The organism is Paenibacillus sp. MAEPY2 (assembly GCF_000499205.1).
Classification (GTDB): domain Bacteria; phylum Bacillota; class Bacilli; order Paenibacillales; family Paenibacillaceae; genus Paenibacillus; species Paenibacillus vandeheii.
This window is the reverse complement of the sequence record NZ_AWUK01000053.1, coordinates 14,102-37,263: the sequence shown is the minus strand read 5'-3', so window position 1 is coordinate 37,263 and position 23,162 is coordinate 14,102. Positions and strand designations below refer to the sequence as shown.

At 44.9% G+C, this 23,162-nt stretch carries 21 protein-coding genes and 1 riboswitch; of the genes, 6 read left to right on the top strand and 15 right to left on the bottom strand.

Going from position 1 to position 23,162, the window contains the following annotated elements; translation table 11 throughout:
- Positions 1–215: 215 nt before the first annotated feature.
- The gene (locus P364_RS0131720; protein WP_024634026.1) at positions 216–1,094 is read left to right on the top strand and encodes an aminoglycoside phosphotransferase family protein; all 879 of its coding nucleotides are present in this window, start codon (positions 216–218) and stop codon (positions 1,092–1,094) included.
- 443 nt (positions 1,095–1,537) lie between these two features.
- On the opposite strand, the gene P364_RS0131715 is transcribed toward P364_RS0131720, so the two are convergent.
- Together P364_RS0131715 and P364_RS0131710 are read right to left on the bottom strand one after the other, a co-directional pair.
- Positions 1,538–2,431 carry an aldo/keto reductase gene (locus P364_RS0131715; protein WP_024634025.1) on the bottom strand — a complete coding sequence of 298 codons (894 nt, stop codon included), beginning with the start codon at positions 2,429–2,431 and terminating at the stop codon, positions 1,538–1,540.
- A 151-nt stretch (positions 2,432–2,582) separates the two neighbouring features.
- Complete coding sequence (locus P364_RS0131710) at positions 2,583–3,071, bottom strand: GNAT family N-acetyltransferase (RefSeq protein WP_024634024.1); 489 nt, start codon at positions 3,069–3,071, stop codon at positions 2,583–2,585.
- 175 nt (positions 3,072–3,246) lie between these two features.
- On the opposite strand from P364_RS0131710, the gene xerS reads away from it, so the two are divergent.
- On the top strand, positions 3,247–4,338 hold the full coding sequence (gene xerS / locus P364_RS0131705; protein WP_024634023.1) for a tyrosine recombinase XerS: 1,092 nt from the start codon (positions 3,247–3,249) through the stop codon (positions 4,336–4,338).
- 194 nt (positions 4,339–4,532) lie between these two features.
- Here the strand turns inward: xerS and mobB are convergent, their stop codons facing one another.
- Both mobB and P364_RS0131695 read right to left on the bottom strand, forming a co-directional pair.
- Positions 4,533–5,075: a molybdopterin-guanine dinucleotide biosynthesis protein B gene (mobB, locus tag P364_RS35790; protein WP_024634022.1), complete on the bottom strand. Its 543-nt coding sequence runs from the start codon at positions 5,073–5,075 to the stop codon at positions 4,533–4,535.
- A 6-nt stretch (positions 5,076–5,081) separates the two neighbouring features.
- Positions 5,082–6,350 carry a molybdopterin molybdotransferase MoeA gene (locus P364_RS0131695; protein ID WP_029881455.1) on the bottom strand — a complete coding sequence of 423 codons (1,269 nt, stop codon included), beginning with the start codon at positions 6,348–6,350 and terminating at the stop codon, positions 5,082–5,084.
- A 171-nt stretch (positions 6,351–6,521) separates the two neighbouring features.
- Here P364_RS0131695 and P364_RS37100 point away from each other — a divergent pair, with 171 nt between their 5' ends.
- A complete protein-coding gene (locus P364_RS37100; protein WP_081718258.1) occupies positions 6,522–6,812 on the top strand; it encodes an HNH endonuclease in 291 nt (96 codons plus the stop codon).
- 114 nt (positions 6,813–6,926) lie between these two features.
- Here P364_RS37100 and P364_RS0131690 read toward each other — a convergent pair whose 3' ends face one another.
- The 5 genes from P364_RS0131690 to P364_RS0131670 all read right to left on the bottom strand — a co-directional run bounded on the left by P364_RS0131690 (position 6,927) and on the right by P364_RS0131670 (position 9,857).
- A complete protein-coding gene (locus tag P364_RS0131690; protein WP_024634020.1) occupies positions 6,927–7,673 on the bottom strand; it encodes a DUF4247 domain-containing protein in 747 nt (248 codons plus the stop codon).
- Between the two features lie 11 nt (positions 7,674–7,684).
- Positions 7,685–8,191 (bottom strand): DUF4178 domain-containing protein, encoded by a 507-nt coding sequence (locus P364_RS0131685; RefSeq protein WP_024634019.1) that lies wholly within the window; start codon positions 8,189–8,191, stop codon positions 7,685–7,687.
- 23 nt (positions 8,192–8,214) lie between these two features.
- On the bottom strand, positions 8,215–8,616 hold the full coding sequence (locus P364_RS0131680) for a DUF350 domain-containing protein (RefSeq protein WP_024634018.1): 402 nt from the start codon (positions 8,614–8,616) through the stop codon (positions 8,215–8,217).
- 94 nt (positions 8,617–8,710) lie between these two features.
- Positions 8,711–9,382, bottom strand: a complete 672-nt coding sequence (locus tag P364_RS0131675) for a PspA/IM30 family protein (protein ID WP_024634017.1) — start codon at positions 9,380–9,382, stop codon at positions 8,711–8,713.
- 127 nt (positions 9,383–9,509) lie between these two features.
- Positions 9,510–9,857: a prenylated flavin chaperone LpdD gene (locus P364_RS0131670; protein ID WP_024634016.1), complete on the bottom strand. Its 348-nt coding sequence runs from the start codon at positions 9,855–9,857 to the stop codon at positions 9,510–9,512.
- Between the two features lie 154 nt (positions 9,858–10,011).
- On the opposite strand from P364_RS0131670, the gene P364_RS0131665 reads away from it, so the two are divergent.
- Complete coding sequence (locus P364_RS0131665; protein ID WP_024634015.1) at positions 10,012–10,800, top strand: polysaccharide deacetylase family protein; 789 nt, start codon at positions 10,012–10,014, stop codon at positions 10,798–10,800.
- A 167-nt stretch (positions 10,801–10,967) separates the two neighbouring features.
- Here the strand turns inward: P364_RS0131665 and P364_RS0131660 are convergent, their stop codons facing one another.
- The 3 genes from P364_RS0131660 to P364_RS0131650 all read right to left on the bottom strand — a co-directional run bounded on the left by P364_RS0131660 (position 10,968) and on the right by P364_RS0131650 (position 14,290).
- Positions 10,968–11,636, bottom strand: coding sequence for a 3D domain-containing protein (locus P364_RS0131660; protein ID WP_024634014.1), 669 nt, complete (start codon positions 11,634–11,636; stop codon positions 10,968–10,970).
- A 2-nt stretch (positions 11,637–11,638) separates the two neighbouring features.
- A riboswitch (cyclic di-AMP (ydaO/yuaA leader) is annotated at positions 11,639–11,835 on the bottom strand.
- A 282-nt stretch (positions 11,836–12,117) separates the two neighbouring features.
- Positions 12,118–12,840 (bottom strand): amino acid ABC transporter ATP-binding protein, encoded by a 723-nt coding sequence (locus P364_RS0131655; RefSeq protein WP_024634013.1) that lies wholly within the window; start codon positions 12,838–12,840, stop codon positions 12,118–12,120.
- Positions 12,827–14,290: an ABC transporter substrate-binding protein/permease gene (locus tag P364_RS0131650; RefSeq protein WP_024634012.1), complete on the bottom strand. Its 1,464-nt coding sequence runs from the start codon at positions 14,288–14,290 to the stop codon at positions 12,827–12,829. Before P364_RS0131650 ends, P364_RS0131655 begins: the two co-directional genes overlap by 14 nt.
- 181 nt (positions 14,291–14,471) lie before the next feature.
- Here P364_RS0131650 and P364_RS0131645 point away from each other — a divergent pair, with 181 nt between their 5' ends.
- Together P364_RS0131645 and P364_RS0131640 are read left to right on the top strand one after the other, a co-directional pair.
- Positions 14,472–15,647 (top strand): M20 family metallopeptidase, encoded by a 1,176-nt coding sequence (locus P364_RS0131645; protein ID WP_024634011.1) that lies wholly within the window; start codon positions 14,472–14,474, stop codon positions 15,645–15,647.
- A gap of 242 nt (positions 15,648–15,889) precedes the next feature.
- Positions 15,890–17,641 (top strand): alpha-glycosidase, encoded by a 1,752-nt coding sequence (locus P364_RS0131640; RefSeq protein WP_024634010.1) that lies wholly within the window; start codon positions 15,890–15,892, stop codon positions 17,639–17,641.
- Positions 17,642–17,736: 95 nt separating this feature from the next.
- Here the strand turns inward: P364_RS0131640 and P364_RS0131635 are convergent, their stop codons facing one another.
- The 3 genes from P364_RS0131635 to glgB all read right to left on the bottom strand — a co-directional run bounded on the left by P364_RS0131635 (position 17,737) and on the right by glgB (position 22,977).
- The gene (locus P364_RS0131635; protein WP_024634009.1) at positions 17,737–19,443 is read right to left on the bottom strand and encodes a NosD domain-containing protein; all 1,707 of its coding nucleotides are present in this window, start codon (positions 19,441–19,443) and stop codon (positions 17,737–17,739) included.
- Positions 19,444–19,516: 73 nt separating this feature from the next.
- Positions 19,517–20,959 carry a glycogen synthase GlgA gene (gene glgA / locus P364_RS0131630; protein WP_024634008.1) on the bottom strand — a complete coding sequence of 481 codons (1,443 nt, stop codon included), beginning with the start codon at positions 20,957–20,959 and terminating at the stop codon, positions 19,517–19,519.
- Positions 20,956–22,977, bottom strand: a complete 2,022-nt coding sequence (glgB, locus tag P364_RS0131625; RefSeq protein WP_024634007.1) for a 1,4-alpha-glucan branching protein GlgB — start codon at positions 22,975–22,977, stop codon at positions 20,956–20,958. The genes glgA and glgB overlap by 4 nt, the downstream gene beginning before the upstream one ends.
- Positions 22,978–23,162: the final 185 nt, after the last annotated feature.

The window sequence follows — 23,162 nt, the reverse complement described above, 5'->3', positions numbered from 1 at the left end:
AAAAACCTGTGATATTACACTCACAACAATGCTTTTAGCAACTAAAAAACCCGCCATTTTGGGCGGATTTCAAGCGGTTTTCTGGCAACTTTCTAGGATCGGGTCCTCTCCTTCGTATTGTACAATTTTTCCCCTTTGATTCAATCAAGACAAATTTTTAAAATTTATGTATTATCGATTACGACCCAACCATTTATAGAAAATGAGGCGAGCACATGATTGAAATTACGATTGAACTGGTTCGGCAATTAATTGATCGTCAATTTCCAAAATGGAAAGGCTTGGCGATAATCCCCGTAGAAAAAAGCGGGCACGATAACCGTACCTATCGATTGGGAGACGAAATGACGGTTCGTTTACCGAGTCACGAACGTTACGCTTCTGCTGTAGAAAAAGAACTGAAGTGGCTCACTGTTTTCAAGCCTCTCCTGTCCTTGCCCATTCCTGCTCCCATTGCACAAGGTGAACCTTCGAATGAATACCCCCTTCCATGGTCCATCAACCGATGGATTGAGGGCGAAACTGTCTCGTCTGCCAACGTACTCGATTTAGGTGCATTTGCCGAAGACCTCGCTAGATTTCTGAGAGAATTAGAAGCCATTGATGCAAGTCACGGCATACCAGCAGGCATTCAAAACTTTCATCGTGGAGGGAACCTGGCGGTTTACGATACGGATACTAGGACCGTCATTGAGAAGATATCCGGCCAATACGATCCTAAGCTCATGACAGAAATATGGGAGCTTGCCCTTGCAACGAAATATCAAGCGGCACCTTTATGGCTGCATGGTGATGTTGCAGTAGGCAATCTGCTCGTGCAAAAGGGGCGACTTTGCGGGGTCATTGATTTTGGAACTATGGGCGTGGGCGATCCTTCAAGTGATCTGGTGATGGCATGGAACTTTTTTGATGATGTAAGTCGCAAGATATTTCTAAACTGTATGAATGTTGACCAGGATACGGTTGATCGTGCACGTGGATGGGCTTTGTGGAAAGCACTCATCTCTTACGATTGGAATGAACAAGGCTCGGAAGCCTCGAACTGGGGAAAGCATGTAATAGAGGTCATTATTCGTGATTATAAATCGCTCTAAGCTTATGAACCTAACCAATCCACCGGGGCGCAGAGCCCCTCTAAGGTTTCTTTCTGTACTTAACCTTGCAATATTAACTACAAATCAGTTGACATGAAGCTGAGGATAAGGCAGTTCGTTGTAACATGTTGGTGAGATGACGTAGTGGAATTGCAGGTATGAGCTAGGGAGAGTAAATTGATTTTTCTATTATGAATTTTTCATATAATGAAATAATAATATATTGTTTAAAGACAGCGAGTTGACATTTGAAGCTACATAAGTAAATTTCCCTTCATTCGTGGGGCAAAATCTTAAGGAAGAATGCGCTCCAAGTGGACATAACCAGTGTATTTTGTTGTTGTGAATTTTTCATATAATGAAAATATAAGGTTATTGCAAAGAAAAAAGCCGCCTCCGTGGCGACTTTGACAAAATCTCAAGCTATTTTCCAACCAAATGGATTAAGTTCGTCCAGTCCAATCAGCTCCCGCAATTTCTTTCCAGCGTTCCCTGATCTCATCATATAACTCCTTAGTCAGCGCACCTTTGGCGACAAGATCGGCATTTTGCTGCCAGCGGTTGGGCTTGGCTGTACCCACAATAGCCGTGTCTATACCGTCTGTACTGAGCGTAAAACGTAATGCGGTTTCAACTGCTGCTTGTGCATCTTCGCTCAAAAAATTATAGCCAAGTTCGTTTAAGCGTTTCCAGTATACAAATGCATATGCTTCTTCGGGAAGCGAGTCATACGTCCATGCCGCATTGGCAATAGGGCGTTTGGCAATGACACCCATATTTCTCTTTCTCGCCTCAGGCAACGTCAGATCAATGGCTTCCTGATCGGCAATGTTCAGCGATGTTTCCAAGCTGTCGAACACGCCTGTCTGTATCGCATAAAGAGCATCCGTCGTATCGCCGCTATATCCAATAAACCTTGTTTTCCCAACCTCCTTGGCTCTCTGCAGCACTTCAATGACCGCTCCTTGCCGAAGTACTTCTTCGGTGCAACTATGAAGGTGAATCACATCAACGTATTCCGTTTTTAGTCTTCTAAGACTACGGTCAATCGTTTGCTCTAATACTTTGGCATCCCAATCGGGACCTTCTACCCCAGCGGCGTGTCCACATTTGGTAAACAAATAATAATCGTCTCTGCGATGTGAGAGCACATCTCCGATTAACTCTTCGCTATCCCCATAGCATTCAGCCGTATCAATGACGTTTAACCCTGCATCCAACGCACTGTTAAGCAATGTTTCTACATCTGCTTTGGATACGTTCTTGCCGATCTCCGCTCCACCAAACCCAAGTGTACTTACTTTCATGCCAGTGTTTCCGTAATTACGCAGTTCCATGGATAATCTCCTCCGAGCTTCGTGAATTGGGTACAGATAATGAAAGTATATATAGTACAAATCCCCTTCGGTATGTATTACCCTTATGCTGGATATTACACCCACTCTTTCAACTTACTTATTTCCTCGAACACGGAATTGATCGGTTGAATCAGGTTACGAAAAACTGACTCGGGTTCCCCAGTTCCGGATGAAATTTCTCACGAAAACGGCCTCCTGTATATTCCCCTATGATTTTTCGCCAGAAGGCCTGTGCAATGACATTGTTGCGTACCTGGGTTACTTTCCACCTTCCCGGAAACCGTTCAAACAACTCATACGCTGCTCGGGTACCCACTCCACTACGTCGGTATTTCTGCATTACAAAAAACTCCGTCAAATAGTAGTCATTATCTTTGCTGCCTGGTTCACAACGCTCTACCAATGCAAATCCAGCCGGTGCCGCATCACTTGTAATCAAAAAAGGGAACTTGCGGTCTTCCTCTGACCAGAACGCGTCCAATCCAGGATATTCCGGGAAAATACCATTGCTATCCACGTCAATATTCAAATATTTGGTAAAATCATACAGATAAAATTGCATTAAATGCCGAATCACCTGACTGCGTTCCCGGGGAACCAGCTCTATTTTTATATTCATCCGGTTCACCTCCTCTGCTCTACTTATAATTCATACTTTAAAGCTTTACAGCCACAAGGGCAAGGAAGCATGAATCTGCATTATGCCGGTTCCGCGAACAGGCTGTTACGATATAAATATGGTACACTGAGATATAGCATATTTTAGAAAATATTTTAACATGGGGGTGCCGAACTTGACCAATGTGCAAAAAGAGATTGACCGACGAAAGCTGGATGACAAACTACCTTCCATGCCCTGGTTCGTTCAGCAATTCATTGACTATAAATTACCCGATTTATCTCCTTCTACTCTGCTTGAATATTTAAGAGATTATGAAGCCTTCTTTGGCTGGTTGCGCGCAGAAGGATTATCCGTGGCCAGCTCCAACAAGGAAGTAACATTGACTGAGCTGGAAGTACTTCGAATGGAATCAGTGACATCTTATCGTTTGTTTCTGACCACCAAGCGTGAAGGAGCGAACTCCAGAATCACGGTTTCCCGCAAGCTTTCTTCCCTTCGTTCTCTCTTTCATTATTTAAGTCAGATTGCGGAAGATGAAGATTTCTACCCACTGCTGAAACGAAACATTATGGCGAAGATTGAGATCAAACGTACTCATAAACCCAAAGATACAGCAGCAAAATTAAAGGGTAAACTTCTGGAAGAAGAAGAGCTATTGGAGTTTATTGGATATATTCTTGAGGGATATGCGGTAGATATGGAAAAGAACAAACAGGCTCTTTACTCGCATGAGCTAAACAAAGAACGGGATGCCTGCATCGCCAGCCTTATTCTGAATTCGGGTCTGCGCGTGTCTGAAGTGGTGAACCTGAACGTGGATGATCTGGATCTGAATAATAAGCTGCTGTATGTATATCGCAAAGGTAATAATGATGAGACATTTAAAACGCCCGTGTATTTTAGAGAACAAGCCAAGGATGAACTTGCAACCTATATCAATCTACGCCAGTCACGTTACCGTACACCCAAACGGGAAAAAGGGTTGTTTATCGCTCTTCGCAATGGAGAATCCGAGGGAAGTCGAATGACTAAACGGGCCATACAGGCTATGATCATGAAGTATGCCAAGCAATTCGGCAAACCGTACCTGACTGTGCATAAATTGCGCCATTCTTTTGCGACTGACTATTATTTGCAAAATGATATTTATAAAACGAAAGAACAGCTTGGACACGCCTCTACGGAAACGACCGAAATTTACGCGCATCTCACGGATAAAACGATGTCTGAAGCAATTGAACGTCGCACTGATGAGGGTATGTAACTCAATTTACTTAAACTGCTCAAGCATGGATTGATTCCTTACAAGGTAACTTAAAAAAGCGATTCTTCCAGGAAATGTCCTGTTAAGGATCGCTTCTTTATTTTCATTCATTCGCATAAAAAAAGTGAGCATTATCGTTTTGTTTCGTTACATTCCATCTCATTTTCATTTTAGTTTACATAATATTTCATTCGTCACAATTTTCTTTTCTCTTTATCATGTTCAAGCGAGATCAGCCATCTTGCTACATGTTCTGTCTCATGAACAGAATGCCAAACGCAGTTCTCTTTTGGCCCTGTATATTCTATCTTGTCACGCGTTAGCCATGAGATAATCCCGATTACACCCTGTAACGTTTCGACCAGAGAGAGGTCATTCTCTTCTCGGACCATGACCAATTTGGGGTAAGGAGCTTGCTTGTATCCCTCAATAAGAATCCAGTCGTACGCTGACAGATAATTCAGCATATCTTCCAGCGGAGCCGCTCGTCGTTCAATCAGTGCTGTGCGTTTCTCCGACATAACAACGACCGCTTCGGCCCCTGCCTGAGCAAAGCTATAGGAGTCGGTTCCTTCGTGATCCATCTCAAAATGATCATGTCCATCATGTTTAATTACAGCTACACTTCGTCCAGTAGAGGTAAGGTACCGGGTAAGCGCAGCAATTAAGGTACTTTTGCCTGTGTTCTTATACCCAACAATCTGCATGATATACGGCATGCTGCTTATTTCAGTCATATATGCCTACCTGACATGACCCGTGGGAAGTCTGAGAATTCGAACCTGTTCACCGGCAGGAATCCCTTTTTTCTCGGGCGGAACAACGATCAGGCAATCACTATCTTTAATGGTAATCATGACACTGGATTCGTCCACACGCGAGGCAGAAGGTTTAGCATACACCATTCCGTTACGTATCTCTGTCCGTCCGCGTACAAATCGTGTAAAATTGTTGACCTTGGTATAGTCATCATCCAATATGGCTGTCCATTCTTCCAAATATGGACGAGCATCGGCCTGCATCGAACGAATCGTTGGCCGAACAAACAACTCAAAGCCCACAAAACAAGCTCCAGGATTGCCCGAAAGTGCAAAAAGCAGCTTGTCATTGACCACAGCAGCCGTTGTAACACTGCCGGGACGCATGGTTACTTTGTTAAACAGCATCTCCATATTCCCTTCCCGAACCAGGTCTCCCATAATATCATAATCTCCTACGGATACTCCGCCTGTTGTGACCACCATATCATTATGTTCAAGTGCTTCCGCAAGCTTCGTACGTGCAGTATTCACATTATCAGCGATTGAACCATACATAACTGGTTCGCCCCCCGCTTCAACTACCAGAGAACGAAGCATATAACTGTTACTGTTCCGAATACGTCCTGGCTGCAACGGCTCGTCCACTTCCAACAATTCTGTACCTGTTGCAAAAATGGCTACCTTCGGTCGTTTGTATACAGGAACTTGGCCTACACCGAATGTTGCCAGCACGGATTGTTCACCTGCCTGAATGATCACTCCTGCTTCAAGCAGCAATTGTCCCTCAACAACTTCCAATCCTATTGGCGTAATGTTGGCACCCGGCTGAATATGGCGCTTCAAGGAAATCCATTGTTCCCCGTGCTCTTCTTTACTTTCAGTCATTTCCATCATAACAACAGCATCTGCACCTTCCGGTACCTGAGCTCCTGTCATAATCCGGGCAGCTGTACCGGATATAATCCGTTGATCCGATGTATACCCGCATGGAATTTCATCAATGATACGAAGCCAAATCTGCTGCTCGCTGGATGCTTCGATTGTATCCGAGCTTAGAATTGCGAAGCCATCCATTCCGGAGCGACGAAAGAAGGGATAAGGATGGGGAGCAAAAATCGACTCCGCAAGCGTTCGACCATGTGCTTGCTCAAGTGTTACTTTTTCTACTGAACCTGAACTGACATGAGCAGCAACTTTAGCCTGAGCATCTGGGACTTGTATAGCTGTACGGTTAAATTTCGAAGTTGTCATATCAGTTGAATGAGAATTTATTTTCAATGGTGTTCGAACCCCCCGTGACATTTGATCGTTTTAGAAAGTGTAGCCCGAAAGCCAGGTTGTGACAAGTACTCCCCCATTACGTTCCACATGAAAGTCAAATCGACAGCCCATAATATGTACGAGAAAAGGAGCTGACTCTTTATGAACCAACGATGCGAATTATGTGGCAGGGAACCTGTCGAGACAACAATCCATCACCTGACACCCAAAGAAATGGGCGGAACGCACATGCCTACGGCTAATCTTTGTATCCCTTGCCATAAACAAATTCATTCTCTATATACCAATCGCGATATAATAACCTACGGTTTAACTGACGTGCAGGCACTGAGGCAAGATGAGCGCATCGCTCCTTATATCCGCTGGATTCGCAAACAACCGGCTACAACCATCCCTCGTGTGCGAAAGTCCCATCATGTCCGCAAATCGTAAAACAAAAAGAACAGCTGCCAAGGTAATATTGCAGTGGCAGTGCTCGCTCCACTTTACCTGTTCACTGTTCTTCTGTGAATAATTAATATTGCGGACCGCCGCTTATGAGTAGTACTATCTACGCCTCATAATTCGGCCGCCCCCAACCCTCGTTTTGGGCTTTTTATAAGAGCTCTTCGGTGAATCAAATAATCCGCCAAGGCCACCACTGCTTTTATTGCGATCAATTGTGCCTTTGCTTTGCTCCTTATTTCGGCTGAATAATCCGCCACCGGAGCCTACGCTCGAATCCTTGTCGCTGCCTCGCCGGGTAATCGACCCCTTACGGTCAACTGTAATGGGCGGCGCAACCTTTTTATCGCTGCTCGTCGGTGTTCGATAGGAACCTGCACTCGGTTTGTACGTGTCTTTATTCGTGTATCCCCGATACTTACCAGACCCGCTGCCCCCAAAAGAATCAAACAAGCTACCGATTAATGTTGCGGTTAAGTACCCTTGCAAAAAGGACGAATCATAATTCTGCCGAACATATTCCTTGGAATCCACCTCAACCAAGGTGTCTTCCGCTTTATTCGGGTCTTGCTGCAAATGATAATACTGGTCCTGATATACCAGGAACATCCGCTCTGTATTTTCCGCCGAGATCTGATCCGGCTTCCGCTGTTCAGATAATTCCTGAGCGACCTCTGGAACGGTACGATCGGCAGCTCGGTACACATAGGATGTCGTGTTACCACTGCCGCTGACCGACTCAAGCGGGTATGTGTCCTGAACGGAAGGTGCTCCGCACGCGGACAGCAGCGACATCACAAGGCTGAGGACCAGCATTAATTTTAATCCATGTGCCAAGCGCTTTTTCATTGGAACCTCTCCTAGCTCGAACGAATCACTTTGATATCCGCAGGAAGAATGGACTCACCCTCATACAGCGTAAATCTTCTGTCTTGCCACTCCACACGCAAAAGCATGTTATCATCAGACTGATATTGCCACACTAATTGTTCTCCAGCCTGACCATAGGGTGTCCTGCCAGTAGTGGTTACCATTCCTCCGTATTCTTCCTCCAGATGATACGCACGTCCATCCAGATCCAGCAACGTAGGCACCTCATCCGGTGCATCAAGACGACCATCAATTGGTGTATAGAGGGCATACCGGGTCATTTCCCGTTCTTCTATATGCAAATGTCGGATTGCCGTACCATCCTGCAACGTGAGGACAGCCGCATTCCGTGCTCGATGATGTACCCGCCCAACAACTTCATAAGTAACCAGCGAAACCTCACAGATATCACCAGGTACCAGCTGAAGCATTGTTTTCTCTGCCTGGGGCGGTTCAGGTTTGGCTAGTATTCCTTTAATCCGTTTCCACACACTCATGCCCATTACTCCTGTTCTTTATCTTATAAACAAGCTGCAATAATTAATGCGCCCACGATATGAAGTGCACCCGAGAACAACCCATAACCTGTCTTGCCCTGCTGTATTCCCGTATCCAGATCCAGGTTCGCCCATCTCCGAATCATATAATGAACCACACTCTCCAGAATAAGCAAAATAATAAATGAAACTACGGATACCAACAACGCTTCTCCAAGGTGACCCGCTGTCGAAATGGAGGTAGCAAGTACATAACCCTGAGCAAACAGCTTCATTACCATACGTGTCGTAACGGCCATATTGCCCGCCTTCACTTCGGCAAAATCCTTATACTTCGTGAACAACGAATCCACATACATCAAGACAAACAGCAAAACCGAACCCGATAACGTCCAGACCAGCATTGCCAAAATGTTCAAATCCATTTACATAGCCCCCACATATCAACATGAACCGCAATTAAAAGCGAAGGAGAAACGCTGGTCTCTCCTCCGCTGGTGCCCTGCTTACATACAAGGTTTAGTTCTTATTTTCGTATTGCTTCATCAACGCTGCCAGTTCATCCTCAACAGCCTGATCCTTGCCCAGTTTCTCAAACTCATCATCCAGCGATTTTCCTTTGGACGACATTTCATTGCTGGCTTCAGCCTGAGCTTCCATCTGCATCATTTTTTCTTCCATACGCTTCATGCCGGCACTAGCAGTATCTGAACCAAATCCGTTCAGTGCCTTGTTGATTTCGGTTTGAGCTTTTGCTGCATTGTAGCGCGCAACCAATGTTTCGCGTTTATTTTTCATTTGCGTCAATTGTTTGCGCATTTCATCCAGCTTGCCACGAAGGTTATCTGCAGACGCTTTATTTTGATCATAGCTTGTTTTGTATTCAGCCATCTTCTCTTCAGCGACTTTTTTCTCTTCCAGTGCCCGACGGGCCAGATCCATATTCTGTGCACGCGCAGCTGTATGTGCTTGCTCTTCACGTTTCTTCACGAGAGCTTCCTGTTCTTCGAACAGTTGCTTGAATTTCTTCTCAATGGCAATCTGTGCGGCAACAGCTTTCTCCGCATCTTCCAGATCTTCCTGCATATCCCGGATATATTGATCCGTCATCTTGATTGGATCTTCTGCCTTGTCAATAATGGAATTAATGTTAGACATCGTTAAATCGCGCAATCGTTTGAAAATGGACATTATGGTATTCCTCCTAGTCGATAGTTCATCCTTGTATATAATCATACATACGTGGCAATGTTCTACTCGTTTCAATTTTAACAAAAAAATCATAAAAAACGATTTTAGCTACTTAACCTACATGGAGCTATTGGATCAGTGGACCGGTTTGGCCCAACAGCTCTTCATCCAGCAGCTTCTCTGCAGTCTGCACAATCTCATCAATCTGCATTCGCGTAATGGCATCAAAGTGAATGCCCATAATCACAGTCACGGTTACTTTTAAATACAAGGAAGCCCTACGTGCAAGTCTCTCGCACAGCTCTTGTTCTTTATGCCCAGGGATATGCACCGTAGCCCCGTTCACCCGTTCCCGGTCCGGATAAAATGTTGCTACCGCCCCAATATGTGATCTTCCTCCAGTTACCATAAACACTTTGTCTTCCCCTGCCTCAATCACCTTTAAACGAACGGAATTTAAATCGTATGTATTCATCCTGCTCCACCTGTCCTTTTCTATATGTAATATATATGGTGGAATTATGGCTACAATTTAATGAATCAACAATGAAACATCTCACATCATGCATAAATACGGATCACCTCGGGCATACCAAAGACAACGCAATTTGGGAAAAGGAGGCACTAACATGCGTATACGCCTCATCATGTTATCCATCATGGTCATTCTTCTGGGAGGAAGTTACGCCCCTGCTCAGATATGGGCATCTACAAGCCCGCAAACCGAACCTGCTTCGAAGTCTGATTCTTCCGAAGAGGAACAGCTGACACTGGGACAGCTCAGACAGAAATATGCGGATACGTTCAAAACCAATGGCCCTTCAACAAAAAAGGTTGCACTGACTTTTGATGATGTACCTGATCCGCGGTTCACCCCTCAAGTGCTGGATATTTTAAAAAAATACAAGGTACGGGCTACCTTCTTCATCGTGGGACATCGCGCTGAGAAACATCCGGATTTGGTGAAACGCATGGTGAAGGAAGGGCATATTGTTGGCAATCACAGCTACAATCACCCCCAGTTCAGTAAGCTATCCATGAATGCATTTCGCAAACAAATCTTACATACCGGGGATATTATTCGCAATCTGGTAGGTTACACACCCAAAATGATTCGTCCACCGTATGGCGACATTAACGAGCAGCAGCTGCAATGGGCGGCCAAACAACATTACAGCATTGTGAACTGGAACGTCGATTCCCTGGACTGGAAGGGCCTCTCCAAAAAGGAAGTCAAACAAAACATCCTGTCTGCCGTCAAACCTGGTTCCATTGTTCTGCAACATGCAGGAGGCGGGGTCGGATCGATATTAAATGGTACTATTGAGGCGTTGCCTGAAGTCATCGAGGAGCTGCGAAACCGCGGGTATGAGCTCGTAACTTTGGATGAATTGTTGGAGCTGCCCAAGGGCAAGTAGGGTCAAGATTCGCTGCGCAGCGCGTCCAGCAGCTTGGGCGCTACAGAAATCGGATATGCAAAAGGGTGTCCTTCAATCACATTATTGTGAATGAAGGACACCCTTTACGGTTTAATGTAGATTCAGTTGTAGTCTCACATGTTCATGTGCAAGCTACTCTCTTGATTTTATTTCAAAATGTAAAGTTCAACATCCTGAATACCAAATGTGTTCACGGATTGCTTGCTGCCAGGAATAAAGATATCAATTTTATGGCCTTTGATGGCACCACCCACATCACGGGCCGTAGCAACAAATGCCTGTTTAGGTAGTCCTGGATGTGTATGACCCGTCACCAGTACTTTTGTACCCAGTGGAATGATACTAGGGTCTACTGCGATCGTGCCCAGTTCGAGCGGATTACCCAAGTAATCTACTGCACCCCATCCTCCATTTTCGGAAGCATCCGCCGAGTATGCTGTTGCTTTTACGTCGACAGTTTTGCTGTAATCAAACGTTTTCCCCCAGGCCTGTACCACCTTGCTATCCGAATTTACGTCAAGACTTGCGGCAGTCACCGTTTTGGCCTCTGTTTTTGCTGCAGCAGCAGAAGCTGTGTTCGTTGTGTTACCAGGGATTGTAATTTTCAAACCCCCATAAATGTTGTAAGCTGAAATGTCATTGTTAGCTTTAATAAGTGCGTTAAGTCCAACTCCATATTGTTTGGATAAGGTGTAGAAGGTATCCCCCTCTTTGGCCACATGAACTGAATCAGCATGAGCCGGAACGGCTTGAATGAGCATTGCTGCTGTCAGCAAAGCTGCTGCTGTTTTGGCTATACGTTTCTTGTTAATCATGGTCTTCCTCCCTCATTATGCCTGCGAAGTTAGTTGTCGGATTCGGATGGAGGAAACCACCCTATAGGTTCAATTACATGAATAATTTATGTAGCCCTAATTCACCCCAAGCCGTGTGCAAATGATTCTTCCCCAAGCACACTCTGCATCGTTACATCCCCCGCACTCCCACCTCCGGAAGTTTCGGCAGGAACAAATATATCACAATTTTGTAACCAAGAGTCGTAGTAAATGTTACCATCTGGCTAAACCACTTCAACTTTTATGCTGAATTCAGCGACTTTTTTCAATAAATTGTCTATTTGGACTTAAATCGTTGATGACAGAAACGTTACTTTTTATGTAAATCTGTTCGTATCCTCACATAACAAAACATCCCTGCCGACTGGTGTCGACAGGGATGTATGGATCGGATGAACTCTCATCCGCAGAACGAATTTTTGTTTCCACCTTGACCATAATCCTTAAGGATTTGGTTGTATTAGAGCACTTTAGCGAGGAAGTCACGTGTACGTGCATGTTTGGGTTGACCAAACACTTCATCCGGCGTTCCTTCTTCTACAATAACCCCGCCATCCATAAACAGAATGCGGTCACCTACTTCACGGGCAAAGCCCATTTCATGAGTCACGATGACCATGGTCATGCCGCCTACTGCAAGGCGCTTCATGACATCCAACACTTCACCGACCATTTCAGGGTCCAGTGCAGAGGTAGGTTCATCAAACAGCATAACATGCGGCTGCATCGCAAGCGCTCTTGCAATGGCTATCCGTTGTTTCTGTCCACCGGACAGCTGGTTTGGATAGGCATCTTTTTTGTCGGACAAGCCAACCGTTTTGAGCAAATCTTCACAGATTTGTTCCGCTTCTTGTGCAGACTGTTTTTTCACTTTAATGGGAGCAATCGTAATGTTCTGCTGCACCGTTTTGTGCGGAAACAGATTGAAATGCTGGAATACCATCCCCATTTTTTCACGAGTCGCATTAATGTTATGTTTTGGACCCGTGATCGATACACCCTCAAAATCAATCTCCCCGGAAGTAGGCTGCTCCAGTAGGTTCAGACAACGCAAGAAGGTACTTTTCCCCGATCCGGACGGACCGATGACCACGACAACCTCACCTTTGCCTATTGTTACGTTGATGCCCTTAAGCACATCGTTGCTTCCATATGATTTGTGTAATTGTCTAACGTCTATCACTTGCACTCAACTTCCTTTCCAGTCGACCCAGCAGCTTGGACAAAATGAACGTCAGCACAAAGTAAATGGCTGCTGCAATCAGGAATGGGTTCATTCCTTGGTACGTAATGTTTTTGACCACACTTGCCTGGTACATAATGTCCACCATACCGATAACCGAGATAATGGAGGATTCCTTGATAATTGTCACGAATTCATTACCGATCGCCGGCAACACCGCTTTGAACGCTTGTGGAAGGATGATGAAGCGCATTGCGGCACCTCTTCCCATCCCCAGGGAACGTGCTGCTTCCAGCTGGCCGCGATCCACACCCTGTATACCTGCACGGAAAATCTCGGCAAGATAGGCACCACTGTTAATGGAAAGAGTAATAATACCCGCCTGAAGTGGCGTAAAATTAATACCAAGTGTCAATGCAAGTCCATAGTAGATAATCATCAATTGAACCAGCATTGGTGTACCACGAATAACCTCAACGTAAGCTGTTCCGAGCCAGCGCAGAATTGCAACGTCATGCAGACGGAACAGACAGATGATCAAACCGATAATGACCCCGAATATTACACCGAGAGCAGACAGTAAGAGCGTATAGCCCACACCTGTCGCATAGAAGCTTTTGTACTGCCAGAACACTTCAAAAATGTTTTGGCTTTTATTCACTTTGTCTGCCATCAACTGGCTTGCTTCTGTAACCATCTGATCAATTTTATTTTCGTTTTTCAGACGTTCGAGCGTTCCGTTGACTGCATTCAGCAATTCCGTATTGCCCTTGCGAATCCCGATCGCCGCTTCAACCTGCTCTTCATCCGGGATCGCAGCAGATAGTCCAATAACATCATCCAGATAACCGGCAGCTACCGTATCTTCGACGATTGCAGCATTCACACGATTGGTCTGCAATTGCAGTACGATATCAGATATTTTATCAAGTGCTGTCAGTTTGGCGCCTGGGATTCCCTGACCAATCGTTTCCTGAATGGAACCTTTTTGGACTCCAATTTTTTCATTTTCCAGATCAGCCATGGTTGAATATTTGTCTTTATCCTCATTGCGAATCATGATAACTTGTTTCGATTTATAATAGGTATCGGAGAAGTCGATGCTTTTTTTACGCTCATCCGTTGGCGTCATTCCCGAGATGACCATATCCACACGACCACTCTGCAATGCAGGAAGAAGTCCGTCAAAACCCATATCCTCTATTACAAGTTCTGCCCCAAGATCGGCAGCAATTTCTTTGGCAATCGAAATATCAAAGCCGACAATTTGATCTTTACCATCAATGACTTTATGGAATTCATATGGTGCAAAATCGGCGCTTGTACCGAGCACCAGCTTTTTACTGCCTGAATCGCCTGTAGTTCCCGCTGCCGACGCAACCGGAGTAACCGTAGTTAGCAAAACCACAAGAGCTATCAGCATCATGGTGTAACGACTAATCAATTTCAACCCTGTTCTCCCCTTATAATACTTTGTATGCTTTCTGTTGTTGATGCCTGAGTCATTATAAAGTAGAATGCATGATTATGCAATGCATTTCGACATTACAAATCTTGACTAGTTTCTGAAAAATAACTGCATCTATGATATAATTATTAAATTATTTTCATTTTTGCTTAAGGAGTCCACCATGACACATACCAAAACTCAAATTCTAACTGTAATTGATCAATATGCTTCCCGTTTTAAGGAGATTTCATCATACATCGGTGCCAATCCCGAACTGGGTAACGAAGAATATCTCGCCTCTGCTCGGTTAAAGGAAGAACTTGCCTTCCATGGTTTTTCCGTAGAAGCTCCTGTTCTTGGCTTGCACACTGCATTTGTCGGTACGTATGCTGCATCCAAACCTGGTCCGACTATTGCCCTTCTCTGTGAGTATGATGCACTGCCTGAAATCGGTCATGCCTGTGGCCATCATCTAATCTGCATGATGAGCCTCGGAGCTGCGGTAGGTCTGAAGTCCATACTCGATGAAGTAGGCGGAACATTGAAAGTATTCGGTACACCAGCGGAAGAAACCCGGGGCGCCAAAGTGCCTATGGCTGAGGCAGGGTTATTTGATGACTGTGATGTTGCGCTGATGGCTCATCCTTATTATGCCTATGAGAAATCGGGCAGTTCCCTGGCTATTGATGCCGTACAATTTGAATTCCATGGGAAATCTTCACATGCTGCTGCAAGTCCACATGAAGGCATCAATGCACTGGATGCGGTCATCCAAACGTTTAATGGGATTAATGCATTCCGCCAACAAGTGAAGAGTACGGTTCGAATTCACGGGGTTATTAATAGCGGAGGACAGGCAGCCAACATCATTCCTGATTATGCTTCGGCCCAGTTCTATGTACGTGCTTCGACCAGAAAAGAATTGAATATCCTGACCCAACGTGTGATTCAGATTGCCGAAGGCTCTGCTCTCCAAACCGGGTGCCGGCTGGTTACATCCAATTACGAGACTTCCTATGATGAAATGGTTACAAATGAAACGTTATCCGCCGCTTTCAGTACTAATCTGCTAGAGCTCGGTATTTCTCAAGAGGAAATCGTAACGGGTAACGATCATGGTTCCATGGATATCGGCAACGTATCCTTGCGCTGTCCTGCAATTCACCCTTATATACGTGTTGTGGACGAAGTTCATACCCTCCATTCCATTGAATTCCGTGATTTGGCACTACAGGAACGGGCCTTGGATGGCATGATTCTTGGAGCCAAGGCAATTGCTGCAACTGCTTATGATGTTCTTACACAGCCTGAGCTGCTGCAAACCATTCAAACCGAGTTTAAACAAGCAAGTCGCTAAGTTTTTCGCAAACTGCTGTATATTAACCTAGGGTGTTCGAAGGACCTGCATTTCAGGTCTTAAGGAGCACCCTTTTTGTTTATAATAAACACGTATATACGGACACCAGCTGGAAATGCTGTGAAAAGAAAGCGTTGAAAAATGTTGAAATTTTTGCATCCCACGCTGTTTACATGGTTCAAATGCTGTCTAACTTGGTTATTTATAGCTATAACTTTATCTTAAAATCAGGAGGTGTTGTCATGCTGCTCGAAGCGATGTATCACGTTCCCCGCGATAAATGGGCTTATGCTTATAATCCCTCGACAATCCACCTGCGTGTACGAACGAAGAGAGACGATGTACAATATGTGACTGCACTGACTGGTGATAAATACGATTGGAATGGAACCTATAAGGAAATTCAATTGGAGAAAGCTGCTTCCGACAGTATGTTTGATTACTGGGAAACTGCAGTTAAGCCCAAATTCAAACGTCTGACTTACATCTTCCGCATTACCGCCGGTACCGAGAACATTTATCTGGCTGACAACGGAATTCATTATGCTCTCCCATATGCAACCGGAGGATATTATGAATTTTCCTACATTCATGAAATTGATGTATTTAAGGTTCCCGAATGGGCCAAGGAAGCCGTGTTCTATCAGATCATGACGGAAAGGTTTGCCAATGGCAATCCCGATCTGAACCCGGAAGGAACCCAGGAATGGGGTGGCCGACCTGAACTGGATAACTACTTTGGCGGAGACCTGCAAGGTGTGCTCAACCACCTGGACGATCTAACTAAACTCGGTGTCAATGCGATTTACTTTACCCCGCTATTTCAAGCAAACTCCTACCACAAATACGATACCATTGATTATAAAAAAGTAGACCCGCATTTCGGGGACAATGATATGCTCAAAAAAGTGGCGGAACAATGTCATCACCGTGGGATTCGTGTCATGCTTGACGCGGTTTTTAACCACTGCAGCGAAGACTTCCCTCCTTTTCAGGATGTACTGAAAAACGGCAAAAATTCCAAATATGCAGACTGGTTTCATATCAATGAATATCCAGTGCAGATTAAAGATGGTATTCCTACCTACGATACATTTGGATTTTATGGCAATATGCCCAAGTTCAACACCGCCAACCCCGAGGTCAAAGCGTACCTGCTCGATGTCGCTGAATACTGGATCAAGGAAATTAAACTCGACGGCTGGCGTCTGGATGTAGCCAATGAAGTGGATAATCACTTCTGGCGCGATTTCCGCAAAGTGGTCAAAACCGCCAATCCGGAAGCCTACATCGTAGGCGAAGTATGGAGTGATTCCCTGACCTGGCTCATGGGGGATCAATTCGATTCCGTAATGAACTACCCTTTTGCCGACAAAGTACTCGAATTCTTCTGCGGTTCTATGGATGGTTATAACTTCGCGAACGAAATGGGATCACTCATTATGCGTTACCCGCAACAAACCAATGAAGTCATCTTTAACATGCTGTGCAGTCATGACACCCCACGTCTGCTAACTCGGGCTGGAGAAGACAAGCGCAGATTAAAATTGTCGGTTGTATTTCTTTTCACCTATATTGGTACGCCCTGTATATTCTATGGGGATGAGGTTGGTCTACGTGGAGAAGGTGATCCGGATTGCCGCAAATGTATGCAGTGGGACCCTGCCAAGCAAGATCAGGAGCTTTATGACTTCTACCGCCTGATGATTGATTTACGAAAAAGTAATGAAGCGTTGCGCAAAGGTCGCTTTCGTTTCCTGAAGGCCGATCACAATGATCCATGCATCATTTACGAACGTATGGATGACACTCTCCACTTTACGGTGTGGATGAACAATACTCAGCAAGAACGTACCTTGTCACATCCGATGGAAACCAAAGACTGGAAGGATGCCCTAACCGAGGATGCCGTTGTTCCCACTAATGGAATGATGAATATTAAACTTGATCCTTACGGCTACCGCATTTTGTATAGACAATTGGAACCGAGCTGATCCTATGCCATAAAACTCCTGATATATTGAAAACAACCTTCAATGATCTCCGGATACTTCAAGAGTTTTCTGGCGAAGAACTAAACTTAGCTTAGCTATAACTTTGTCGTTTTCAAATCACCTTTTGCATCCACAGTTATTCTCCATCGCGTAGAATTCGCACCCAGCATAACAATTTCATTGACGAGCTGATAAAACGTCCCGTTAGTATCCGTAACTAGATCAACCACTACGTTTTTCCCATTCGTCAATGGGCTTGCGCCAAAGAGATAACGTCCCGCCGCACTTGCGGTCACCATCAGTATGTTGTCTCTTATGAGGTTGCCTTCCACCGTGTTATTCACAATGTCCAGATGCACCGCCCACCATGTTCCCTCATATTTCAAGCGATTTCCAGTAATGATATTGTTGGAGCCTCGTAATTGAAGACACGTACCTTTTCCAGTAATTGAATTATGAGAAAATGTACAGTCATTATGCAAACTCACCATTCGGTCAGGATTGGTCGTTTCAAAACTAGGCTCAATGATGTTGCTTGATGCAATCACTCCATTGGCAATATCCATGGCTATGCCCGCTTCGGCAATGTAATTGCCTTTTACGATAATATGTCCATCCGCGACAATTCCCCAGTGTTTCCCTCTTGGAATGATGATGTTATCTGATATTATTCCGATGTCCATGCCTTCTGCACCCGTACTCGTTTTTGCTTCAATGGCAGCGGTAGCACTTGGTCTGGAGATGGTATCAATCAGGTTACCCTGGATTACAAAGAGATGGTTGCTTACGTTATTTGGATTATATATGGATGAGGAGAAAGACACGGAGATGACAGAAGTTAATTTGATATCATAAAAATAATTGGAGGTCACAAACGTGCCTTCGAATCCGATAAGCCCCACACCAAATGCTGTTCCGATCAGGCTATTGCCATGAATATGCAGGTTTTTGGCTCCGGTCTCTCCTCCCTCATTGTTACAGGTAATCCCACCACCGACTTTAGGCATATTATTTACTTGCTGTCCGCCTGAAAAAGCAGAATAATCTGGATCACTCGATAATACAGGGGTGTGCAGAAAGTTGTCGGTGATCGAAACATGCCATGATGCCTTGACCAAAATGCCATCCCCAAGATATCTGTGACAATCATTCTCACGAATTACCACAAAAACCAAATGACTCCGAACTGCAATCGGTTCTTCTCCCAAGTGGTGCAGCTTGTTGTTTCGTATAACGACATTTCGGGCGGGATTGTCTTGACTGCTTGAACCATTGACTCCGATTCCATCCGTAAACTTGCTGATATCATTGTGTTGCAATAATACATTGCTTGAATTTTCGATGTGCAGCCCTGTCTTGTTTTTACTCCAAGCTGCTTGAGTCGTGCGTACCAAGGTCAAACCGCTTATTTCTACATGATTGCTGCCTTCAATCCGGATTCCCTGATCCGAGACCTCTAAGATTGCGCCTGGAAGGGCTTTAATGATAACGGATCTGCCGCTAAACGTATAGAACCAGCCCGTCTTGACGACTTTATAATGCCCTGGCGTAAATAATAAAACATCCCCTTCCTGTGCCGAGTCAAAAAAAGCCTTGATCTGGGCTGTCTGATCACTTCCATCTCCTGGAGCAAAATTCTTGACATCAATAAGGCTGCCTGTCAGCGTAGATTGGACGGCAGCGATATTGCCCATAATCTGACCAAACATGTCATTCATTTTGACGGCATCATAACCGTCGGCACTGCTTAAAGCCTGCAAATTAGGATTGTAAGTAGAGGTAAAATTAATGTAGTTATTCATTTTAAATTCGCCTCCTCTTATGATCATACAAAAAAGCCGCAGTACGAATATACTGCGGCTCATTTGTCCCAAACTATTTCACAGATTCAAGCGTGATGCGGCGATAAATACCCATATACTCTTCAGCTGAGACGTTCCAGCTATAGTCTCCGCTCATTGCGTTTTTCACGATCTTTTTCCAGTGCTCGGGCTGTCGGTAAAACGCCTCGGCACGGCGGATTGTATTCATCATGTCATGGGCGTTAAAGCTGGTGAAAGAGAACCCATTCCCCTCACCGCTGAATTCATTGTATGCCTGCACCGTATCGTTCAGACCCCCTGTTTCCCGGACAAGCGGTACGCTGCCATAACGGAGTGCTAGCAGCTGGCTAATACCACATGGCTCGAACCTTGATGGCATCAGGAACAGATCACTGCCTGCATAGAATCGGCGGGATAACCCATCGTTGAATGTAATCTGGGCAGACATTTTCAGTGGATAACGATTAGCCGCTTCACGGAACCAGTGCTCATAAGCCGGATCTCCCGTGCCCAATACTGCGAATTGAATGTCATCATAATATAATAATTCATCCAATACACGACAGACCAAATCCAGTCCTTTGGAATCGACCAGCCTTGTAACCATCACCATAAGTGGGGCATCCGGACGTACAGGCAGACCTAACTCCTTCTGCAGTTCGATCTTGTTCTCGATTTTCTTGGACAGGCTCGTTCTGTATTTAACTGCAATTTTGTTATCCGCTGCCGGGTTGTAACTCTTGGTATCAATACCGTTGACAATCCCAGTGAAACGATCCCCGAGAGAACTGAGCAATCCATCCAGACCATAGCCATAATAGGAGGTTTGTACTTCCTTGGCGTAAGTAGGGCTGACGGTCGTTACATGGTCCGCGAAAACAACTCCAGCTTTCAGAAAATTGACGTTACCGTAATATTCTGCCCCATCTGCCGTGAAATAGCGATCGTCCAGCTCAAGCAGATCACTGAATAAATCATGTGGAAACACACCTTGATATAACAGGTTATGTATCGTAAATACGGTTCTCATCTCACTGTAAAACGGATCATGTGCGTAGTGAGCCTCCAGCAGTAAAGGAATCATTCCTGCGTGCCAATCGTGACTGTGCAGCACATCCGGCTTGAATTCGATTTGCGGCAACACGTCCAGTACAGCACGATTGAAGAAGGCGAAACGCTCGCCATCATCCATATATCCGTACACGCCATCCCGTCCGAAATAGTATTCATTGTCCACAAAATAAACAGGAATTCCGTCATGGACCAGCATCTCTATTCCACAATAAGGTCTGCGCCAGCCAAGCGGCACATCCGTTGTAATGACAGGCTCCATTGCTTCTTTGTATTCCTCTGGAATGCTTTTGTACTTGGGTAAAATGACACGAACATCTGCTCCACTCTTCTTTAGTGCCTGTGGCAACGCACCAATGACGTCAGCAAGACCTCCGGTTTTAATAAATGGATGTACTTCAGCAGCAGCAAATAGAATATTCATGCCTTCGTCCTCCTTTTGGGTTTAACTGCAGTGCTATCCTTTGTTTTACTGGTTTTAGTTGTACTGGCTTTTGATCTGACGGATTGAACTTCAAGGGGTAATGCATCCGTTTTCCGACGTGTGTTCTTTTTTAAAATAACTACGCTTAGCGGTGGCAAAACAACTTCCAGACTATGTGGTTGCCCATGAAAAGGAATCTTTTCTGTAGTGAGCTGCATATCATTGATAATGCCTGATCCGCCGTAATCGGAATGATCACTGTTCAGAACTTCGGTATACATACCGGGACGCATGACACCAATCCGGTAACGCTCCCGCTTGACCGGCTGAAAGTTAATGAGCACAAGGAGTGTATCCGCAGGTTTTTTTCCTTTGCGCACATATGAAATGACACTTTGGTCCTGATCATCCGGAGTGATCCATTCATAACCGTCAAAGGAATGATCAAGCTCCCACAAAGCTTTTTCGCCCAAGTATAGCTCAGACAGATCCCGTTCAAACTTGTGGAGTTTACGGTGACTGTCATAGTTCAGCAAAAACCAGTCCAGTTGATCTTCATCTTTCCATTCGATAAACTGGCCGAATTCTCCACCCATAAACAGCAGTTTTTTGCCTGGGAATGTCATAAAGTACCCCATAAAGGCACGCATGCCGGCAAATTTCTGCTCGTATGTTCCTGGCATCTTGTCTAGGAGTGACTTTTTGCCATGAACGACCTCGTCATGAGACAGAGGAAGCACGTAATTTTCAGCAAAGGAGTATACGACCGGGAATGTCAGCAAATGATGTTTGGAAGGACGCTCGTGAAAATCCGATTCCATGTAATCGAGCGTGTCATTCATCCAACCCATGTTCCATTTGTAGTTGAAACCCAGCCCGCCCTGATCCACTGGCGACGTAACCATCGGCCATGCACTGGATTCTTCTGCCATCATCAGTGCATATGGAAAGTACTTGAAGACTGTTTCATTCAACTGCTGCAAAAAAGCAACAGCTTCCTTGTTTTCCAGGCCACCTTCGTTGTTGGTTCGGTATTGTCCTGACTGCTTTTCGAAATCCAATTTGAGCATACTAGTTACTGCATCGACCCGGAGTCCGTCGAAATGGTACATTTCCATCCAGTATAGCGCATTGGAAATTAAGAACGAACGAATCTCGGGTTTAGAGTAGTCAAAGCTGAGGGTGCCCCAGCCTGGTCTCTCTGCTAACAGTGGATCAGCATATTCATACAAAGGGGTTCCATCAAACAGACGCAAGCCATGAGAATCCTTGGCAAAATGTGCAGGGACCCAATCGAGCAATACGCCTATTCCCGCCTGATGTAGAGTATCCACCAGATACATCAGATCTTTAGGTTGCCCGTAACGGCTTGTTGGTGCATAAAAACCTGTGTTCTGATATCCCCACGAAAGGTCGTAAGGATGTTCACTCAGGGGCATCATCTCTACATGGGTATATTTCATCTCCAATAAATAAGGAACAAGCAAGTCCGCAATTTCACGATAACTGTAAAGAGAACCGTCTTCTTTCCTTTTCCAGGTTCCAGCATGCATTTCATAAATATGTAGAGGTTTGTTATACACGCCTCGTTGTTTGCGTCTCCATGCTCCATCATTCCATTTGTAACCTTCAATGGAACTGGTGACAGATGCCGTACGTGGGCGAACTTCTGCCTGAAAAGCATAAGGATCAGCTTTAAGCAATTCTGTACCATCTTCCGTTAATATACGGAATTTGTATAAAGTTCCTTCACCGATTTCCGGAATAAAACGACTCCAAAATCCAGAATCGGGTATCTTATATAAAGGTTCCTGTTCACCTTTCCATCCATTTCGGTCTAAAGCCAGGCCTACTTCTGTGGCATTCGGAGCCCACACAGTAAAACGGTACCCCTGACGATCATCTTCGAACGCAGGCTGTGCGCCCATTATTCGATAACTGTGATGAAGGTTTCCTTCATGAAATAAATAAATGTGCTCCGGCGAAATTTCCGGATTTGCTAACGGTTGAATGGCCAAGAGATCACCTTCTTCTCCAGAAATAGATTTAACAGTAACCATTACCCCATTCTAGCCAAGTTGAAAAGAAAAATGCGGTGTGTAAAAAAATGTTGTAATTTTTCAGGATTTTTACAGTATACATCGTTTCAATAGCTCCGCATTGCGTTTATGTATGTACTACACTGGACAAATATCTTGGGAGG

What these genes read in the sequence shown, in the direction of transcription:
- P364_RS0131720 (WP_024634026.1), top strand. Translation starts at nt 216, where the DNA reads ATGATTGAAATTACGATTGAACTGGTTCGGCAATTAATTGATCGTCAA.
- P364_RS0131715 (WP_024634025.1), bottom strand. Translation starts at nt 2,431, where the DNA reads ATGGAACTGCGTAATTACGGAAACACTGGCATGAAAGTAAGTACACTT.
- P364_RS0131710 (WP_024634024.1), bottom strand. Translation starts at nt 3,071, where the DNA reads ATGAATATAAAAATAGAGCTGGTTCCCCGGGAACGCAGTCAGGTGATT.
- mobB (WP_024634022.1), bottom strand. Translation starts at nt 5,075, where the DNA reads ATGACTGAAATAAGCAGCATGCCGTATATCATGCAGATTGTTGGGTAT.
- P364_RS0131695 (WP_029881455.1), bottom strand. Translation starts at nt 6,350, where the DNA reads ATGACAACTTCGAAATTTAACCGTACAGCTATACAAGTCCCAGATGCT.
- P364_RS37100 (WP_081718258.1), top strand. Translation starts at nt 6,522, where the DNA reads ATGAACCAACGATGCGAATTATGTGGCAGGGAACCTGTCGAGACAACA.
- P364_RS0131690 (WP_024634020.1), bottom strand. Translation starts at nt 7,673, where the DNA reads ATGAAAAAGCGCTTGGCACATGGATTAAAATTAATGCTGGTCCTCAGC.
- P364_RS0131685 (WP_024634019.1), bottom strand. Translation starts at nt 8,191, where the DNA reads ATGAGTGTGTGGAAACGGATTAAAGGAATACTAGCCAAACCTGAACCG.
- P364_RS0131680 (WP_024634018.1), bottom strand. Translation starts at nt 8,616, where the DNA reads ATGGATTTGAACATTTTGGCAATGCTGGTCTGGACGTTATCGGGTTCG.
- P364_RS0131675 (WP_024634017.1), bottom strand. Translation starts at nt 9,382, where the DNA reads ATGTCCATTTTCAAACGATTGCGCGATTTAACGATGTCTAACATTAAT.
- P364_RS0131670 (WP_024634016.1), bottom strand. Translation starts at nt 9,857, where the DNA reads ATGAATACATACGATTTAAATTCCGTTCGTTTAAAGGTGATTGAGGCA.
- P364_RS0131665 (WP_024634015.1), top strand. Translation starts at nt 10,012, where the DNA reads ATGCGTATACGCCTCATCATGTTATCCATCATGGTCATTCTTCTGGGA.
- P364_RS0131660 (WP_024634014.1), bottom strand. Translation starts at nt 11,636, where the DNA reads ATGATTAACAAGAAACGTATAGCCAAAACAGCAGCAGCTTTGCTGACA.
- P364_RS0131645 (WP_024634011.1), top strand. Translation starts at nt 14,472, where the DNA reads ATGACACATACCAAAACTCAAATTCTAACTGTAATTGATCAATATGCT.
- P364_RS0131640 (WP_024634010.1), top strand. Translation starts at nt 15,890, where the DNA reads ATGCTGCTCGAAGCGATGTATCACGTTCCCCGCGATAAATGGGCTTAT.
- P364_RS0131635 (WP_024634009.1), bottom strand. Translation starts at nt 19,443, where the DNA reads ATGAATAACTACATTAATTTTACCTCTACTTACAATCCTAATTTGCAG.
- glgA (WP_024634008.1), bottom strand. Translation starts at nt 20,959, where the DNA reads ATGAATATTCTATTTGCTGCTGCTGAAGTACATCCATTTATTAAAACC.